13 protein-coding genes and 3 pseudogenes are annotated in these 18,802 nt (G+C 60.3%); 10 read left to right on the top strand and 6 right to left on the bottom strand.

The window, feature by feature from the left end; genetic code table 11:
* Window positions 1–78: 78 nt before the first annotated feature.
* From NA647_RS08875 to NA647_RS08865, 3 genes are all read right to left on the bottom strand, one after another.
* Complete coding sequence (locus tag NA647_RS08875; RefSeq protein ID WP_256057352.1) at window positions 79–1,260, bottom strand: acetyl-CoA C-acetyltransferase; 1,182 nt, start codon at window positions 1,258–1,260, stop codon at window positions 79–81.
* Between the two features lie 77 nt (window positions 1,261–1,337).
* Window positions 1,338–1,997 (bottom strand): CoA transferase subunit B, encoded by a 660-nt coding sequence (locus NA647_RS08870; protein WP_256057351.1) that lies wholly within the window; start codon window positions 1,995–1,997, stop codon window positions 1,338–1,340.
* A 37-nt stretch (window positions 1,998–2,034) separates the two neighbouring features.
* Window positions 2,035–2,733, bottom strand: a complete 699-nt coding sequence (locus NA647_RS08865; protein WP_256057350.1) for a CoA transferase subunit A — start codon at window positions 2,731–2,733, stop codon at window positions 2,035–2,037.
* A gap of 149 nt (window positions 2,734–2,882) precedes the next feature.
* Here NA647_RS08865 and NA647_RS08860 point away from each other — a divergent pair, with 149 nt between their 5' ends.
* The 7 genes and pseudogenes from NA647_RS08860 to pcaD all read left to right on the top strand — a co-directional run bounded on the left by NA647_RS08860 (window position 2,883) and on the right by pcaD (window position 11,308).
* Window positions 2,883–3,779: a LysR family transcriptional regulator gene (locus NA647_RS08860; protein ID WP_256057349.1), complete on the top strand. Its 897-nt coding sequence runs from the start codon at window positions 2,883–2,885 to the stop codon at window positions 3,777–3,779.
* 203 nt (window positions 3,780–3,982) lie between these two features.
* Window positions 3,983–4,936, top strand: coding sequence for an AraC family transcriptional regulator (locus NA647_RS08855; protein WP_256057348.1), 954 nt, complete (start codon window positions 3,983–3,985; stop codon window positions 4,934–4,936).
* A 117-nt stretch (window positions 4,937–5,053) separates the two neighbouring features.
* Window positions 5,054–6,984, top strand: a pseudogene (locus NA647_RS08850) (PAS domain S-box protein).
* A gap of 228 nt (window positions 6,985–7,212) precedes the next feature.
* Window positions 7,213–8,253 (top strand): annotated as a pseudogene (locus NA647_RS08845) (Rieske 2Fe-2S domain-containing protein); the annotation flags it as partial.
* A gap of 16 nt (window positions 8,254–8,269) precedes the next feature.
* Entirely contained in the window at window positions 8,270–9,028 is a 759-nt protein-coding gene (locus tag NA647_RS08840) for a CoA-transferase subunit beta (protein ID WP_256057347.1), read from the top strand.
* Complete coding sequence (gene pcaF, locus NA647_RS08835; protein WP_256057346.1) at window positions 9,025–10,230, top strand: 3-oxoadipyl-CoA thiolase; 1,206 nt, start codon at window positions 9,025–9,027, stop codon at window positions 10,228–10,230. The genes NA647_RS08840 and pcaF overlap by 4 nt, the downstream gene beginning before the upstream one ends.
* 289 nt (window positions 10,231–10,519) lie before the next feature.
* A complete protein-coding gene (pcaD, locus tag NA647_RS08830) occupies window positions 10,520–11,308 on the top strand; it encodes a 3-oxoadipate enol-lactonase (RefSeq protein WP_256057345.1) in 789 nt (262 codons plus the stop codon).
* A gap of 619 nt (window positions 11,309–11,927) precedes the next feature.
* Here pcaD and NA647_RS08825 read toward each other — a convergent pair.
* Window positions 11,928–13,187 (bottom strand): OprD family porin, encoded by a 1,260-nt coding sequence (locus NA647_RS08825; RefSeq protein ID WP_256057343.1) that lies wholly within the window; start codon window positions 13,185–13,187, stop codon window positions 11,928–11,930.
* A gap of 432 nt (window positions 13,188–13,619) precedes the next feature.
* Window positions 13,620–15,343, bottom strand: a pseudogene (locus NA647_RS08820) (tannase/feruloyl esterase family alpha/beta hydrolase).
* A 463-nt stretch (window positions 15,344–15,806) separates the two neighbouring features.
* Between NA647_RS08820 and NA647_RS08815 the strand changes: the two are divergent.
* Window positions 15,807–16,058, top strand: coding sequence for a YkgJ family cysteine cluster protein (locus NA647_RS08815; RefSeq protein ID WP_256057342.1), 252 nt, complete (start codon window positions 15,807–15,809; stop codon window positions 16,056–16,058).
* Between the two features lie 371 nt (window positions 16,059–16,429).
* Here NA647_RS08815 and gltA read toward each other — a convergent pair whose 3' ends face one another.
* The gene (gltA, locus tag NA647_RS08810) at window positions 16,430–17,701 is read right to left on the bottom strand and encodes a citrate synthase (RefSeq protein WP_131651551.1); all 1,272 of its coding nucleotides are present in this window, start codon (window positions 17,699–17,701) and stop codon (window positions 16,430–16,432) included.
* A gap of 361 nt (window positions 17,702–18,062) precedes the next feature.
* Here gltA and sdhC point away from each other — a divergent pair, with 361 nt between their 5' ends.
* Both sdhC and sdhD read left to right on the top strand, forming a co-directional pair.
* Window positions 18,063–18,437 (top strand): succinate dehydrogenase, cytochrome b556 subunit, encoded by a 375-nt coding sequence (gene sdhC, locus NA647_RS08805; RefSeq protein ID WP_256057341.1) that lies wholly within the window; start codon window positions 18,063–18,065, stop codon window positions 18,435–18,437.
* On the top strand, window positions 18,431–18,799 hold the full coding sequence (sdhD, locus tag NA647_RS08800; RefSeq protein ID WP_181104146.1) for a succinate dehydrogenase, hydrophobic membrane anchor protein: 369 nt from the start codon (window positions 18,431–18,433) through the stop codon (window positions 18,797–18,799). The genes sdhC and sdhD overlap by 7 nt, the downstream gene beginning before the upstream one ends.
* Window positions 18,800–18,802 lie beyond the last annotated feature (3 nt).

Here is an 18,802-nt window from a genome sequence, read left to right as displayed (position 1 = left end):
GCCGTTGTTTCATTGATGTATTCAGGCGGGCCTCAGGACCGCGTTTGGAATCCTCCTATGTGATCTGGCGAGAGCCGTTCAGTTGCGCTCGATAGCCAGCGCAACACCTTGACCACCGCCAATGCACAGGGTGGCGAGGCCCTTTTGGGCGTCGCGGCGGATCATCTCGTGCAGCAGCGTCACCAGGATTCGGCAGCCCGACGCGCCAATGGGGTGACCCAAAGCGATGGCGCCACCGTTCACATTGACCTTGCTGGCATCCCAGCCCAGCTCCTGGCCGACCGATAGCGCCTGTGCGGCGAAGGCTTCGTTGGCTTCGATCAGGTCGAGCTCATCCAGCGACCAACCGGCTTTGTCCAGGCAGCGGCGTGTTGCAGAAACCGGCGCGATGCCCATGATGGCCGGGTCGACGCCCGCATTGGCGTACGCCTTGATCCGCGCCAGCACCGGCAGGCCAAGCGCCTTGGCCTTGTCCGCGCTCATCAGCAGTACCGCAGCGGCGCCGTCGTTGAGGCTGGAGGCGTTGCCGGCAGTGACCGATCCGTCTTTCTTGAAAGCTGGCCTGAGCTTGGCCAGCGCGTCGGCCGTGGTGCCGGCACGTGGCTGCTCGTCAGTATTGAAGCGCAGCGGCTCGCCCTTGCGCTGGGGAATCTCGATTGGCGTGATCTCGTCCTCGAAGCGGCCCGCCTCAATGGCGGCGACGGCTTTCTGCTGCGATGACGCGGCGAAAGCGTCCTGGGCTTCACGGCTGATGCCGTACTTGTCGACCAGGTTCTCCGCCGTGATGCCCATGTGGAAGTCGTTGAAGGCATCCCACAGGCCGTCGCTGATCATGCTGTCGACCAGTTCGGCATGGCCCATGCGCAAGCCCGTGCGGGCCTTGGGCAGCACGTAGGGCGCCAGGCTCATGTTTTCCTGACCGCCGGCGATGATCACCTCGGCGTCGCCGCAGCGGATCGCCTGTGTAGCCAGGTGTAGCGCCTTGAGGCCGGACCCGCAGACCTTGTTCAGTGTGAATGAGGGCACTTCGTGCGGCAGCCCGGCTTTGACCGAGGCCTGGCGCGCCGGGTTCTGGCCGGCACCAGCAGTCAGCACCTGGCCGAGAATCACTTCATCGACTTCGGCGGGATTCAGCCCGGTCTGTTCGAGCAGCCGCTTGATCACGGCGGCGCCCAGATCCGGCGCGGCGATATTGGCCAGCGCGCCTTGGAAGGCGCCGATGGCGGTACGGGTGGCGGCAACGATGACGACGTCTTGCATGGCGAATCTCCTGGATTCAAAACGGGAAAAGCCCCGCGTGCGACAAGCGCATCACGAGGCTCCGAAACGACTCGGAATCAACCGAACTGCATTTCCGGCACGTGATCAGGAACCACCAATTCACCGGCGGTCTTGGCGACGATTTCCTCGACGCTCACGCCGGGGGCGCGCTCCTTGAGGACGAACGCGCCATTCTCGATTTCAAGATAGGCCAGATCGGTCAGTACGCGCTTGATGCAGCCAGCGCCGGTCAGCGGCAGGGTGCACTTGGGCAGCAGCTTGGACTCGCCGTCCTTCGAGGCATGCGTCATCAGTACGATGATGTTCTCGGCGCCAGCGACCAAATCCATCGCGCCGCCCATGCCCTTGACCAGCTTGCCGGGGATCATCCAGGAGGCGATGTTGCCCTGTACGTCGACTTCGAAAGCTCCGAGTACGGTGAGGTCGATATGGCCGCCGCGGATCATCGCGAAGGATTCGGCGGAGTTGAAAATGGAGGCACCGACGCGTGCGGTGACGGTCTGCTTGCCGGCATTGATCATGTCGGCGTCGAGTTCTTGCTCGGTGGGAAAGGCGCCCATGCCGAGCAGACCGTTTTCCGACTGCAGCATCACTTCCATGCCTTCGGGCACGTAGTTGGCAACCAGTGTCGGGATGCCAATGCCGAGGTTTACGTAGTAGCCGTCCTGCAATTCATGAGCGACGCGCTGGGCCATTTGTTCGCGGGTTAGTGCCATGGTCTTGACCTTTTATTCTTTGAACCAATGAGGAGTTTCAGCTGCGGACGGTGCGCTTCTCGATGCGCTTCTCGAAGGTGCCGCAGATGATGCGGTCGACGTAAATGCCGGGCGTGTGGATCTGGGTGGGATCGATTTCGCCGGGCTCGACGATTTCCTCGACTTCGACCACGGTGATTTTCCCTGCGGCAGCGGCCAACGGATTGAAGTTCTGCGCGGTGTGGCGGTAGATGACGTTGCCGTAGCGATCGGCCTTCCAACCCTTGACGATGGCGAAGTCGCCGGTGATCGCATGTTCCAGAATATGCGGGCGGCCACTGAATTCACGCACGTCCTTGCCTTCGGCGATGGGCGTGCCGTAGCCGGTCGCGGTGTAGAAGGCCGGAATGCCGGCGCCGCCTGCGCGCATCTTCTCCGCCAGCGTGCCTTGAGGTGTCAGCTCGACTTCCAGCTCGCCATCGAGCAGCTGTTTTTCAAACAAGGCGTTCTCGCCCACATAGGAGGCGATCATCTTGCGGATCTGTCGATCTTCCAGCAGCACGCCGAGGCCAAAGCCATCGATGCCGCAGTTGTTGGAAACCACTGTCAGGTCGCGGGTGCCCTTGCGCTTGATCTCGGCGATCAGGTTTTCCGGGATGCCGCACAGACCGAAGCCGCCGGCCAGAACGGTCATGCCGTCCTGCAGCCCTTCGAGGGCTTCGGCATAGGTGCTGACGCGTTTGTCGAAACCAGCCATAAACCATTCCTTCTTGTTGTTGGTTGTTAACCCGAGTGTCTGCGTAGCGGTTAGATTTGTTAAGTTGATTTTTAAGCGCTATTAATTGGCAAAGTTAAACAATCAATGCAGCGAATAGCCGCCGCTGTGGCCCGATCCGGATTCAAACCATGACCATCAAACAGTTGCGTGCCTTTCTCGCCGTGGCGCATACCCTGAGTTTTGCCCAGGCCTGCGAGCGTCTGCATTTGTCGCAATCGGCGCTGAGCCTGACGATCAAATCCCTAGAGGACGGATTGGGCGGGCGGTTGTTCAGCCGCACCACCCGCGCGGTGAGCCTGACGCCGGAAGGTGAAGCCTTGCTGCCGCTGGCGCGTCGATTGCTGGCTGATTGGGATAACGCCGAGGACGAGCTGCGTCAGCGCTTCACCCTGAAGCAGGGGCGCGTGGCGCTGGCTTCGATGCCCTCGTTCGCCGGCAATCTGTTACCGGCCGTGCTCGGCACCTTTCGCCAGCAATATCCTTCGATCAGCGTCACCGTGCATGACGTGATCAACGAGCAGGTGATGGACATGGTTCGCGACCGGCAGGTCGAACTAGGCATCGCCTTCGAGCCTGAACCCACCACGCCGCTGAGTTTCACGCCGTTATATACGGATCGCTTTGTGGCCGTGGTGCCTGCCCACTCGGCGCTGGCGAGCCAGGCCGAAGTGAGTTGGGAGGCGCTGCTGCAGCAACCTTTCATTACTTTGCAGCGGCCTTCTACCGTGCGTTTCATGCTCGAGGATCATCTGCGTCAGCGCGGGCGTAGCCTGCCCGTGCAGCTCGAAAGCCATCAGCTGGCAACGGTTGGGCGCATGGTCGCCAGCGGCTTGGGCGTGAGCGCCGTGCCGGCGCTGTGCCGCGAGCAGATGCTGGAAGTCGGGGCTTGTTGTGTCGCGCTGGGTGATCCGGTGATCGAGAAACCGGTGGGCATACTGACCAAGCCCGGCCACGAGCTCTCGGTCGCCGCCCAGGCCATCGCCGATACCCTGCGTGCCTCTACGAGTTATCCCGGTACGGCTTGAAGCGAGCGCTCCGCTGGTCAGCTAGTGCCGAAAATGTGCGGTTACCGGCCGGTCGGCTGTTGGCCGTTGGTCCAATCACCTATTGTGCCCGGACGCGTTATCGTTGATTTGAATCAAGTCCGGGTGGCAGGGCTGCACCCATGGCTGGACTGGCGACCGGCAATCAATGCCGGCGTAACTATAAAAATAGCGAGTGCCTGAAGATGGATAGTCTGCTCAAAGCAAGAAGCATGATTTTCGATCGCGCCGATCCTCATGCGGTGTCCGAGTACGTCAATCAGCACGTCGGTTCGCACTGCATCCAGCTACCACGCACCGGTAATCCCAAGGCCAGCATGAGCCATTGCAAGTTCGGCAAGCTCGACCTTTGCCAGCTGAGTTATGGCGGCAGCGTGCATGTCACCTCGCCGGCGCTGGAAACCATTTATCACCTGCAATTGCTGCAGCGCGGGCATTGCCTCTGGCGTGGCCGCGGTCAGGAGCATTACTTCACGCCCGGTGAGCTGCTGCTGATCAACCCGGACGATCCGGTCGACCTGACCTATTCAGACGATTGCGAAAAACTCATTGTCAAAGTGCCCGAGTCCTTTCTGGAAAAAGCCTGCACCGAGAATCAGTGGCGTGCGCCGAGCGAGGGCATTCGCTTTGCCACCAACCGCTACGAGCTCAAGCAGCTCGATGGCATCGAAAGCCTGCTCGGACTGATCTGCCAGGAGGCCGAAGCCGAGCACTGCATCCCGCAATTGCAAGAGCAGTACAGCCGCATCATTGCCTCGAAGCTGCTGTGCACGCTGGCCAACAACATCTACCGCGAGCCTCTGAGCGAGAGCTGCCCGTCATTCGGCCGCATTACCGACTATATAGACGAGCATCTGAAGAAAGACATTTCGGTCGAGCAGCTGGCGCAGCTGGCCAATATGAGTCCGCGCTCGCTGTACATGTTGTTCGATCGCAAGGTCGGCACCACGCCGAAGTCCTACATCCGCCAGCGCAAACTGGAGCAGATTCACGGACGGCTGAGCGATCCTTTGGACAAGGTGCGCAATATCACCGAGATCGCGATGGACTATGGTTTCCTGCATCTCGGGCGTTTCTCGGAAACCTACAAGAGCACCTGCGGCGAACTGCCGTCCGACACCCTGCGCAAGCATCACTGAAAGCGACAGCCCAAAGCAGCCGAGCACTTTGGCTCGGCTTCAGAACGTCACGAACCTTTCTTTTCAGTGCTTGGCTAACCATAATCCTGACTAAATCACTCGGGTGTAGGTACTTCAATGCAAGACTCGGCATCTTCGGATGTGTCGATTACGGCGCAGGAGCGTTATCGCCTGCTTATCGATGCAGTGACCGACTACGCCATCTATATGCTTGATGTCGACGGCAATATTGCAAGCTGGAACACCGGTGCGAGACGCTTCAAGGGCTACGAAGAGGCCGAAATAATTGGCCAGCATTTCTCCCGCTTTTATACCGATGATGACCGTGCCGCAGGATTACCTCAGCGCGCGCTGGACATTGCAGCAGCCGATGGTCGCTTCGAAGGGGAGGGCTGGCGTGTGCGCAAGGATGGCACGCGCTTCTGGTGTCACGTGGTGATTGATCCAATCTGGTCGCCCGCTGGCAGTTTGCTCGGCTTTGCCAAGGTCACCCGCGACCTGACCGAGCGCAAGCTGGTCGAAGAATCGCTGAAACAGAGCGAACAGCAGTTTCGCTTGTTGGTGCAGGGCGTCACTGATTACGCCATCTACATGCTTGATCCGGCTGGGCGGGTGACCAACTGGAACATGGGTGCCCAACGCATCAAGGGCTATCTGCCCGACGAGATTATCGGGCAGCACTATTCCGCTTTTTTTACTGAGGAAGACCGAGAGAATGGCGCCCCGCAGCGCGGTCTCGATACCGCTTTGCGCGAAGGACGGTTCGAAAGCCAGGGCTTGCGTGTGCGCAAAGACGGCTCGCGCTTCTGGGCCAATGTGGTCGTCGACCCGATCCGCAGTGAGACGGGCACCCTTATAGGTTTCGCCAAGATTACCCGCGACATCACCGAAGCCGTCGAGGCCCAGCGTGAGCTGGAAGAGGCGCGGGAGGCACTGTTCCAGTCACAGAAATTGGAGTCCTTAGGCCGCTTGACCGGAGGCATCGCTCACGACTTCAACAATCTTCTGATGCCGTGCTGGGCGGGTTGGAGATTGTGCGCCGACGGGTGCCTGACGATCCGCAAATCGTCCCGTTGCTGGACAACGCCATTCGCGGTGCTCAGCGCGGCGTCTCCCTGTCCCAGCGCATGCTGGCCTTTGCTCGGCGCCAGGAACTCAATCTCGAACTGGTCGATGCGCCGGCTCTGGTACGTGATATGGCCGATCTGCTTCAGCAGTCGCTTGGCCCTCGGATTCAGATCGAAACCCGATTCCCCCTCTCGCTCAAACCCATCCTGGCGGATGCCAACCAGGTCGAACTGGCGCTGCTCAACCTGGCGGTAAATGCCCGGGACGCCATGCCCGAGGGCGGCACCGTCACCATCTCGGCGCGTGAGCACCGACTCGACTCAAAGGACGGCGGGCTGGAACCCGGAGACTATCTCTGCCTGGCCTTGGCCGATGAGGGCGAGGGCATGGACGAGGCGACGCTCGAACGTGCAACGGAGCCGTTCTTCACCACCAAAGGCGTCGGCAAGGGCACGGGGCTGGGGCTCTCGATGGTCCATGGCCTTGCCGCGCAGTCTGGTGGCGGTTTGGTGCTAAAAAGCCAGAAGGGGCGCGGCACTACCGCTGAGCTGTGGTTGCCGCTTGCCGCAGGTGCCGGTATGCCGGCTGAAGCTGAACAGTCGCAGGCGTCTGAGTCGCATTGTCCTGTGGCGCTCAGCGTACTGGCGGTGGATGACGACCCCCTTGTATTGATGACGACCGGCGCGATGCTCGAGGAGCTTGGTTGCCATGTGTTCGAGGCTGAGTCAGCGAAGCAGGCGCTGGAAATCCTCGCGCAGAACAGGGTTCAGCTAGTGTTGACCGATCAGGCCATGCCGCAAATGACCGGCACACAACTGGCCGAAGTCATCAGGCAGCGGTATCCAGACCTCCCAGTGATCCTTGTCACTGGTTATGCCGACCAGCCAACCGGGCTGGCAGGCGAACTGCCCAGGCTTGGAAAGCCCTTCACTCAGGATGACCTGGCGCAGAGCATCGCTGCGGTGATGAGCCAACCCTGACGGTCAACCTGAGGGCCAGCCCCGATGGGGTTGGCCAACGCCCCGCTTGCTTCACTCTTTCCGTTTATACCCTCCAGAATTTTTGCCATATCAGCTTCCATGGTCGGATCGCGCCGCCTGTTGTTTTTGCAGAAAACGGATAAAGGTGGTGCAAGAAACGGATATTGATGCCGCTTCATGCGCCGTAGCCTTCATCACGTAGACACAATAACAATGGAGGCCCCGGCTATGGCCCTGGGATTCGACTACCTTGATTCGCTTGTAGAAGACGATAAAGAGAAGGGCATCTTCCGCTGCAAGCGAGAGATGTTCACCGACCCTCGGTTGTTTGAGTTGGAGATGAAGCACATCTTCGAGGGCAACTGGCTTTATCTCGCTCACGAAAGCCAAATCCCCGAGAAGAACGACTATTACACGACCTATATGGGTCGCCAGCCGATCTTCATCGCGCGCAACAAGGATGGCGAGCTCAACGCCTTCATCAATGCCTGCAGCCACCGCGGCGCGATGCTCTGTCGCTTCAAGAGCGGCAACAAGGCCACCTATACCTGCCCATTCCACGGCTGGACGTTCAACAACTCCGGCAAGCTGCTGAAGGTCAAGGATCCGAAGGAAGCCGGATACCCGGACAGTTTTAATTGCGACGGCTCGCATGATCTGAAGAAGATCGCGCGCTTCGAGTCCTACCGGGGTTTTCTGTTCGGCAGCCTGCGTGACGACGTGGCCCCGCTGGGAGAGTTTCTTGGCGAGTCGAAGAAGATCATCGACATGGTGGTCGACCAGTCGCCGGATGGCATCGAGGTGCTGCGTGGCTCCTCCAGCTACGTCTTCGGCGGCAACTGGAAACTGACTGCCGAGAACGGTGCTGACGGCTACCACGTCACCGCCGTGCACTGGAACTACGCCGCCACCCAGAATCAGCGCAAGCTGCGTGAGGCCGGCGAACAGATCCGCACCATGAGCGCCGGCGGCTGGGGCAAGAAGGGCGGCGGTTTCTACTCCTTCGAGAACGGCCACTTGTTGCTCTGGACGCGCTGGGACAACCCCGAAGACCGTCCGCTGTACAGTCGCCGAGACGAGCTGGTCGCCGAAGTCGGCGAGGCCCGTGCCGACTGGATGATCGGCAACTCGCGCAACCTCTGCCTGTACCCGAACCTCTACCTGATGGACCAGTTCGGCTCGCAGCTGCGCATCGCTCGGCCGATCTCGGTCGACGAGACCGAAGTCACCATCTACTGCATCGCGCCCAAGGGCGAGAGTGCCGAGGCCATGACTACAGCACCAAATGATGACCGTTGCTGCCTCGCGCCGACTTGGCAATGGCAGCGTCTGTTTCGTCGGAATCGGCCTGCCGTCCAAGGCGGCGAACCTGGCGCGCCTGACCCATGCGCCGGAAGTCGTGCTGATCTACGAGTCCGGCCCCATTGGCGCCAAGCCCTCGGTATTGCCGCTGTCCATTGGTGACGGCGAGCTGGCCGAAACCGCCGATACCGTGGTGCCTACAGGTGAGATCTTCCGCTACTGGCTGCAGGGCGGGCGCATCGATGTCGGCTTCCTCGGCGCTGCGCAGGTGGATAAGTACGGCAACATCAACACCACGGTGATCGGCGACTATCACCAACCGAAAGTCCGCTTGCCAGGGGCGGGCGGGGCGCCTGAAATTGCGGGATCGGCCAAGCAGGTGCTGATCATTCTCAAGCAATCGCACCGTACCTTCGTCGACAAGCTGGCGTTCATCACATCCGTCGGTTTCGGCGAGGGCGGCGAGCATCGCAAGCAGCTCGGATTGCCGGGCAGCGGGCCGGTGGGAATCATCACCGACCTCTGCATCATGGAGCCTGAAGCAGGGTCCAACGAATTCGTGGTGACCTCGCTGCACCCGGGCGTGACCTGCGAACAGGTGATCGAGAACACTGGCTGGGCGATCCGTTTTGCTGACGAGCTCGGTGAAACTGCGCCACCGACCGACAGCGAACTGGTTGCCCTGCGCGCTTTGGAGGCCCGCACGGCCGCCGCCCATGGACAATCTGGAGGTGACGAGTGACACGCGAAGTCTTTATCTGCGACGCCGTACGTACGCCCATCGGCCGCTTCGGCGGCTCGCTGGCCGCGGTGCGCGCCGACGACCTGGCCGCAACCCCGATCAAAGCGCTGCTGGAGCGCAATCCGCAGCTCGATCCGGCTGCTATCGAAGAAGTCTTTATGGGCAGCGCCAATCAGGCCGGTGAAGACAACCGCAACGTAGCGCGTATGGCCGCGCTGCTGGCCGGGTTGCCGGATACCGTGCCGGGGGTGACCCTCAATCGCCTTTGCGCTTCGGGCATGGATGCAGTGGGTAGCGCCTTCCGCGCCATCGCGTGCGGTGAAATGGAACTGGCCATCGCCGGTGGCGTCGAGTCTATGAGCCGCGCGCCCTATGTGATGGGCAAGGCCGACACCGCGTTTGGCCGTACGCAGAAGATCGAGGACACCACCATCGGCTGGCGTTTCATTAACCCGAAGATGAAGGAAATGTACGGCGTCGATGCCATGCCGCAGACCGCCGACAACGTGGCCGAGGAGCACAAGATCAGCCGCGAGGACCAGGACGCTTTCGCATTGCGCAGCCAGCAACGCACCGGCAAGGCACAGGCCGCGGGCTTCTTCGCCGAGGAAATCGTGCCGGTGGTGATCAAGGGTCGCAAGGGCGATACGGTCGTCGACACCGACGAGCATCCGCGCCCGGACACCACGGCTGAAGCGCTGGCCAAGCTCAAGCCGGTCAACGGCCCCGACAAGACGGTCACCGCCGGCAACGCCTCGGGCGTCAACGACGGTGCGGCTGCGCTAATTCTTGCGAGCGCCGAAGCGGTGCAGAAATATGGCCTCACGCCACGCGCCAAGGTGCTCGGAATGGCCAGCGCCGGTGTTGCGCCTCGTGTGATGGGTTACGGCCCGGTGCCGGCGGTGCGCAAGTTGTGCGAGCGGCTGAACATGGCCGTGGGGGACTTCAACGTGATCGAACTCAACGAGGCCTTTGCCGCGCAGGCATTGGCGGTCACTCGTGATTTGGGGCTGGAAGATGACAGTTCGAAGGTCAACCCGCAGGGCGGTGCGATTGCTCTCGGACATCCGCTGGGCATGAGCGGCGCACGCCTGGTGCTGACCACTGTGCACGCGTTGGAAAAAACTGGCGGCAAGCTCGGTCTGGCGACTATGTGCGTTGGCGTGGGGCAGGGGTTGGCGTTGGCGGTCGAGCGGGTCTGACTTCTTGCGCTGTTGCGGTGGGCTGAAGCCCACCCTACGGCAGTGCTGAGTCTTTACGCTGCTGCGGTGGGCTGAGGCGGAGCGCCGCCCGGCCCGCTCTACGAAGCCAGCACTTTGCGTGAAGGTCCGCTCCCGTAGGGTGGGCTTTAGCCCACCGTTGCCACCGCCATCGCGGCATACACCTTTGATGGCCTTCGCACCACGATGGGTTCCTCATGGCGGCACGCCGCAAGCCCATCTTTTTTGCTCTTTGCGGCTACCTTTAAATCGACTTCCTGGAGAGATTCCCATGCCCACCGTCAAACTCGCCGATGGCGAACTGAATTACCGTCTCGAAGGCCCGGTCGATGCGCCGGTGCTGGTGCTATCCAACTCACTGGGGACCGGTCTGCATATGTGGGATGCGCAGGTCCCGACGTTCAGCGAACATTTCCGCGTACTGCGTTATGACACGCGCGGTCACGGCGAATCGGCTGTCACGGCGGGGCCGTACAGCATCGAACAGCTCGGGCAGGATGTCCTGGAGCTGGTCGACTCCCTTGGCATCGACCGTTTCGCCTTTTGTGGCCTGTCCATGGGCGGGCTGATCGGCCAGTGGCTGGGCATTAATGCCAGCGAGCGGCTGACACGGTTGGTGATCTGTAATACAGGCGCGAAGATCGGCACCGACGAGGTCTGGAACGAGCGCATCGATACCGTGCTCAAGGGCGGCGAACAGGCCATGCGCGACATGCGCGACGCCTCCATCGCGCGCTGGTTCACCCCGGCATTTGCCGAGAATGAGCCCGTCCAGACCAGTCGCATTACCCAGATGATCGCCACCACCTCACCGGCCGGATATGCCGCTAGCTGCGTTGCGGTGCGTGATGCCGATTACCGTGAGCAGTTGGGCGCCATCAAGGTGCCGATGTTGGTCGTCTGCGGCAGCAAGGATCCGGTGACGACGCCCGAGCACGGACGTTTCATACAGGAGCGCGTAGCCGGCGCGAAACTGGTGGAGTTCGAAGCCGCACACCTGTCCAACGTCGAGGTTGGCGACGCCTTCACGCAACGCGTGTTGGATTTTCTTCGCGGTTGATGAAAGACCAGGTTTCATGCAGGGGCTTTCAGGGGGTTGAGCTTGAAGCCGGACTGGCAATTTGTGTGTTCTGATTGGTGTTACAGGTGCATAAGTTGATCGTCGCGTCTCGCTGATGACTTCTGTTTCGTCCTGCTGGGCGAGTTACTTTTTTCCAGACGCCGGATGGCCGGCCCCGGAAAAGTAACCAAAAACGCTTGCCCCGCCATCCGGCCCCGGCTGCGCCGGGGTTCGTTACGCGCTTCGCTTGCCCTTCGGGCCAGCCTGCGGCTGTTACTTCGCTGTGCTCCGTTTCACTCCATCATCGTTCTAGAGGCCTGCCGTGGTGGGCCATCCCTGGCCTATCACGGCTCTCGCAGCGTCCATGCCGCTCAACCTCTTCCACGACGATTCCGCTCATCCTTCAGAAGCGGGCGACAGAGTGCGCGCCTGAACGCTGGCGGTCGTTCAACAAAGAGAGCGAGAGGCCAGGAAATTCCGAAGGCACTGAGGCGGTGTTCATATGCCAAAAATAGGCGAACTCCAAACTTGCTGTTTCTACGCCAGAACCAAAAAAAACCGGGCCATTACAGACCCGGTAAGACCAACGAGGAGAGGAGCGTTCAGTACTGCTGCGCTGTTACCACAGCGCCATGGTGTAGCTCAGGATCAGCCGGGTTTCGTCCAGATCGGCGCCGAAGTTGCTGCGCACCGTGGCGTTACGCACCTTCAGGCCCAGGTTCTTCAAAGGGCCATCCTGTATGACATAGGCAATATCGGTGTCCCGCTCCCACTCCTTTCCTTCACTCAGGCCTGCGCCGCGATCAACGTTATCGCCGGTCACGTAGCGGGTCATCAGGCTCAGCCCGGGAATGCCCATGGCGGCGAAGTCGTAGTCATAGCGGACTTGCCACGATTTCTCATCTTCGTTACCGAAGTCATTGATCTGCAACAGATTGATCAGCGAGTTATCGCCGCCGCTGATGTAGGCAAAGCCGGTATCGCCACTCATCTTCTGATAGCCACCGGTGAAGCCATGACCACCGATCTTGTAGGTGAAGAGCGCGCCAAAGGCGTTGTTGTCGACGTTGCTGCCGCCATCGTCGGTGGAACGCACGTAGCGCAGATCGGTCTTGAAGCTCTGGTTGTCACCGATCGGCAAGATATGCACGACGTTGAAGTTGTGCTGGTCGTAAATGCCGTCCAGCCCGCCGTAGTAGTAGCTACCGGTCAGCTCAGGGGTGAACTGGTAACGGCCGCCGGCAAACAGGAATTCATCGCTGGTGGTCTTGTTGCCAAAGGTGATGTTGCGCAGGCCACTGTTGAAAACGGTCATGTCTTCGCTGTTCGACGAATCGCGATAGCTAATGTCGGTGAGCTTGCCGGCATCGAGGGTCAGCCCTTCGATTTCCTTGCTTTGCAGCCAGGCGCCGCGATAGGTGTTGGGCAACAGGCGGCTGTCGTTACGCATGATGACCGGCAGCACCGGCTGCAGGGTGCCGACATGCAGGGTGGTGCTGGACAGCTTCGCCTTGGCCGTCACCCCGGCCGAGCCATAATCGTCCTGCGGCTGATTGGACGAGTCCCGTTGCAAGATGCCGGTCCCCGAGCGATCGGGGCTGGAGTCGAGTTTGACGCCAAGCAAACCGAGGGCGTCGACGCCAAAGCCGATCGGACCTTCGGTGTAGCCGGACTCGACTTTCAAGATGAAGCCCTGAGCCCATTCCTCGGCCTTGGCTTGTGTGGACTCGCTGCCGCGAAAATCGCGGTTCATGTAGAAGTTGCGCAGCTCGATAGCCGCTTTGCTGTCGTCGAAGAAAGCCGCGCTGGCGGGTCCGGCGACGCTCAGTGCGGCGCCTGCGCATAGCAGTTGGCAGATGGTCTTGCGGTCATGTTGCATGGGGTTTCCTCTTGTTGTTATTGGTGCAGCGTTGCGGATGAATCATTGGCAAAGTCGTACCGATTCAGGTCTGCGCCTGTTTGGAACGATGGAACTGCTTGAGCGAATGCCGTGCCAGTCCCTGCGAACCAAGAGAAAAAGATGAATAGAATCTGAAACAAGCGAGCCAGAGGGGTGCAGGCGGTTGGCCGGCAGAGGCGAAGAGGGCGAGGGGTGAACCAAACATGTCCGCCATGTTGGACATGTACTGAAATGCGGGGCTGCTAATGTCCAGCAGGCCGGACGCTTGCTGGAGGTCGAGCGTGGATAACTGGAGCAGTCTGTGTCGCCGGCAGGGGCATCGCGCGAGCAGGTTTGTCGTTGCGCGCCATGCGCATGCATTGATCGGGGCAGGCGGCTTCAGTGGGGTGGGCTCGCACCCACCCCGCTTCATTACCAGCCTTTCTGGTTTTTTACGCAGACGAAGCTCGAGGCCTTGTTCACGTCGCGCTTGCTGACGTATTCGGCCAGGCCGGGTATTCGCACAGCGGACGGGTACGACCCGGCACCGCGGCGGTGTCGGTGACGACCTGCCGCTTGGGCACGATGCCTCGTTCGACCCAGTTTTCCAGCGTCGTCAGCGAATCCCAGGCGGCGTTGAATACCGTGCTGGCCGCATGGGCGTAGCCGGGGATTTCGTAATAGCGCATGAACCGTCGGGTCTGGCCGACGCCCATGTCCCGCTGCACGCGCTGGTAGTATTCGGCCGTCGCGCGAGTGCTGACCAGCTGATCCGAGGTGCCGTGAGCCATGAGAATTTTGCCGCCGTTGTCGGCGAACGCCGAGAGATCGGTCTGGTTGACGTCCTGACGCAGCGACAGCGCATCGACTCGCGCCTGCCAGGGCCCCAGGTTGGTCGGGTCCAGCGTCAACGAGTTGAAGGCTGGATTACGGGTGACGAAGTAGCGCACCCACTCATCCCAGAACCCCGAATGATAAGGCGCTCCCTCCGCGAAACCGGTGTCGTGTACGGGCATCGGATAGTCCGGCTGCAACGTATTCAAGCCCAGCCGATTGACCACCAATTGCAGCCCTTCGCCCGGGCGTCCGAGATCGGTGCCCCAGGTATTGAAGCCGGGGTAGCCGCGCTCGCCGCTGGCCAGTGGCCGGCTGAAGCGGATGGGCGTGTCGAACACCTTGAGGGCCTTGATCTGCGCATCGGACAGGCAGTCATTGCCGGTATCGGCTCCGCCACGACAGCGCAGCGGACGGCCGTTGAGCTTGGCCTTGGCGGGATCGAACCGGGCATTGCAGGCCGCCTGATTGCTGATCACCCGGTCACGTGCGCCGTCCAGCTCGTCGCAGGCTTGCATCGACGCCTCCAGCAATGCCGCGCGTTTCTCCAGGTTGGGAAAGGCGCCGGGAGCGGCCAAGGCTCTGGTGATGCGACCGAACTGCAGATCCAGCGCCGCCGCGTTGTAGGCGGGGTAAAGGACGATCGCGCCCTGGAAATCCTTTGGCCACTGCTGCACCACCGCCAGCGCCTCGCGCCCACCGGTTGAGCCGCCGGCGAAATAACTGCGCAACGGCTGGCGACCGTAACGTTGCTCGATCAGGTACATCGCGGTGTCGCGGGTTTTCTTCAGCGCATCGTGGGCGTAATTGGTCAGCGCTTCGTCGTTCCAGGCGAAATCGCCAGGGTTGACCGGATTGGCGACGTGCCCCGAGTCGCTGGCGAATACGGCATAGCCACGGCCCAGCGGCGTCGGCTGGTCGACCGGTCCGGCCGGGACGTTGCCCGCCACGTTGGGAACGGTGCCGTTGTAGCCGCCACCGCCGTACATCATCGCCTTGTCGTTCCATTGTTCTGGCAGAACGATGCGCATCTTGATCGTTGGTGCGCTCGGATCGACCGGGGCAATTTCGACGCTCAGGTCGCAATGCGCGCCGAAGGTCTACGGCGTGCTGCCACCGCCCGCCACCAGCGTGGCGGCGGTGACCTTGGCACCGGAAGTAGGCAACGCGATCGCCGCGCTGGGAACCTTGGTTCCGGCCATTTCGTTGCAACTGGCGGCGAGAGTGGGTTGGGCAATCGCCGCTGCCAGTAGAGCGGGAGCGGCAAGCAGCAGACGCGACGACGCCGAGCGGCGTGCGTGGGTTGCACGGAGTGCTTTCATGGGGGCTTCCTTCTTCTTGTTGTCGTGCCCGCGGCAGACGCCACGAGGCGAGTGCGCCCGGACGAAAGAATACGGCAGCGGCCAGGCGCATCAGCCGGAGCCAAACGCGTGCCAGGCCCAAGCGCTGAGGCTCAGCTCCCGATAGCCGGTCGATCGTCTGGTATCGCGCCGCTCTCGCTCGATGAAGATGAAATTAGTTCGGGTGCCCGTCAGTGCGGATCGCTGTCCAGTGGAAGCGACATGACGGGCTGTAATGTCCGCGTGAATGGACAGTCTGTCTTGCAGTCCGGACTGTCCGGCGGTGTGTGGTGCCAAGAACAATCGGTTCCCGCCTAGCGAGCGACAGGAAGCCCTATTGGATGCTGTTCGCCTAGCAAGCTTCCGGCACTTATCTCGGGATCTGGTGCTTCTGCCCAGACAACGATTATTATCGCCGCCCGTTTTTTCATTTCGGAACATTGGAATGAATTGCCGTCCCGGTTGTGGTGCCTGCTGTATTGCCCCTTCGATCAGTTCGCCTATCCCTGGCATGCCTTTCGGTAAGCCGGCTGGAGCGCGTTGTTCGCATCTTTCCGATTCGAATCTGTGCGGGCTGTTTGGGTCACCTGCAAGGCCAGCTGTTTGTGCTGCTTTCAAGGCCGATCGTAGTATCTGTGGCGATCATCGGGATGATGCGATTCGATTGCTTGGCTGGTTGGAGCAGGCGACTGCCTGATCACTGGCTTGATCGTTCTTGCGCTCCCGCCTGGTTTCGCCGATACCGTTGCTTGGAGTGTTTTCCCTTGGCCTTGTTTGGCCATTTGATCCGGATTCGCCGCGAGGGCGCGCCTCCTACAATTCGGTGCAGCCTTGGACAGCGATTGCCATTTATTCCTGCGTAGGAATGCTGTCCTGATCCCCGCGTCAGCGGCGAGTGGTCTAGCGCGCAGACCGGGCGTAGAACGTCCGGAGCAGTCACTCCCACGCGGAGCATCGAGCGATCAAGGATGGACCAGACTTTTCTGGATTTATCTGCCCAGAAAAAAGAAACCCCGCCGATTTGGCGGGGTTTCTCAGCAGTCTTGGACTGTATTTCCAGCTAACAACTCAGCGAGGCAGGTCGCGCTGCGGGTGGCCGGTGTACAGCTGACGCGGGCGACCAATCTTCTGGCCGGATGCGATCATTTCTTTCCAATGCGAAATCCAGCCGACGGTGCGTGCCAGGGCGAAGATCACCGTGAACATGCTGGTCGGAATGCCGATCGCCTTGAGAATGATGCCCGAGTAGAAGTCGACGTTCGGGTACAGGTTGCGCTCGGCGAAGTAGGGGTCGTTCAGCGCAATCTCTTCCAGCTTCATTGCCAGTTCGAGTTGCGGATCGTTGATACCCAGCTCACCCAGCACTTCGTCACAAGTCTGCTTCATGACCTTGGCGCGCGGGTCGAAGTTCTTGTAGACGCGATGGCCGAAGCCCATCAGCTTGAATGGATCATTCTTATCCTTGGCCTTGGCCAGGAATTTCTCGATGTTCGATACATCGCCGATCTCGTCCAGCATGGTGAGGACGGCTTCGTTGGCGCCGCCGTGTGCCGGGCCCCAGAGTGCTGCAATGCCAGCGGCAATACAGGCGAATGGGTTAGCGCCGGTGGAGCCTGCAAGGCGGACGGTAGAGGTAGAAGCGTTCTGCTCGTGATCGGCGTGCAGAATAAAGATGCGGTCCATGGCCTTAGCCAGCACCGGGCTGATCGGCTTCACTTCACAAGGTGTGTTGAACATCATGTGAAGGAAGTTTTCAGCGTAGTTCAGGTCGTTGCGCGGATACATCATCGGCTGACCCATGGAGTATTTGTAAACCATGGCGGCCAGAGTCGGCATCTTGGCGACCAGGCGTACCGCTGAAATTTCGCGATGCTTCGGGTCGTTGATGTCCAGCGAGTCGTGATAGAACGCCGACAGCGCACCGACAACACCACACATGATGGCCATGGGGTGTGCATCGCGGCGGAAACCATTAAGGAAAGACTTGAGCTGCTCGTGAACCATCGTATGGTTTTGCACGGTGCTGATGAACTTCGCCTTTTCCTCGGCGGTAGGCAATTCGCCATTCAGCAGGAGGTAGCAGGTCTCGAGATAATCTGCTTTTTCGGCCAGTTGTTCGATCGGGTAGCCGCGATGCAACAGAACGCCTTTGTCACCGTCGATGTAGGTGATCTTGGATTCGCAAGAGGCGGTGGACATGAAGCCGGGATCGAAGGTGAAACGACCCGTGGAGGTCAAGCCTCGAACATCGATTACGTCAGGCCCAACGGTGCCGGTTAGAACGGGCAGTTCGATGGCGTCTGCGCCTTCGATGATCAACTGCGCTTTGTTGTCAGCCATGTATGGCCTCCTGTTTTATGCTTGGAATCATCATGGCCCCCCACGCAGGGCCCGCATCACTATAGTGAGATAAATCTCAAAGTCAATTTGCGCGGGCTCCCTGTTACAGAGGGCTTTTAGGGGTGAATTCGCAACCAGAAGATGCTATTTACGGCATTTGTAAACAGGGGCGCCATCCGCCTTTAGTGGCACTTCACCACATTGTCATTAGCCACCTAACTGTTTATACTCGGCGACCGACCGGCAGGGGCCTAACAGGCAGTTTCCTGTGGGTTGTCACTCGTGGGTGGCGGGTACCGCTGCGTGCTCTTCCCAACAACTGCCCTGCGTTTTCGGGGGCTCTCAAGTGTGAAAAAAAGCCGTGAAAAGCCAACGACCTGTAAACCTAGATCTTAGGACAATAAAGCTCCCAATCACTGCCTACACCTCAATCCTTCATCGCATTTCCGGCGTGATACTGTTTGTTGGTGTGGCCATTCTGCTGCTTGCGCTGGATGTCTCGCTTTCTTCTGCCGAAGGCTTCGAAGAAGTGAAAGCGTATATCAGCAGCCCGCTAGCCAAGCTGGTGGTCTGGGCGCTGCTTTCTGCATTGCTGTATCACCTGGTGGCTGGTGTGCGTCACCTGATCATGGACACCGGGCATGGTGAGACGCTGGAAGGCGGCAAGCTGGGCTCGAAAATCGTTCTGGCCGTTTCGGCGGTGCTGATCGTTCTGGCGGGAGTCTGGATATGGTAACTAACGTCACGAACTTCTCGCGATCGGGTCTGTACGACTGGATGGCTCAGCGCGTCTCTGCGGTGGTTCTCGCGGCTTATTTCATTTTTCTGATCGGATACCTGCTTGTGAATCCGGGGCTGGAATACGCTCAGTGGCAGGGACTCTTCTCGTCCAGCTGGATGCGTATCTTCAGTCTGCTGGCGCTGGTCGCCCTGAGTGTGCATGCGTGGGTTGGTATGTGGACGATTTCCACTGACTACCTGACCAACATGGCAATCGGTAAGTGGGCTACCGGTGTGCGTTTCCTCTTCCAGGCAGTGTGTGGCATCGCCATGTTCACATTCTTCGTCTGGGGTGTGCAGATTCTTTGGGGTATCTGATCC

It is taken from the genome of Stutzerimonas stutzeri (assembly GCF_024448985.1).
Taxonomy (GTDB): domain Bacteria; phylum Pseudomonadota; class Gammaproteobacteria; order Pseudomonadales; family Pseudomonadaceae; genus Stutzerimonas; species Stutzerimonas stutzeri_AP.
The sequence above is the reverse complement of the archived record's forward strand: the minus strand, read 5'-3'. Positions and strand labels throughout refer to the sequence as shown.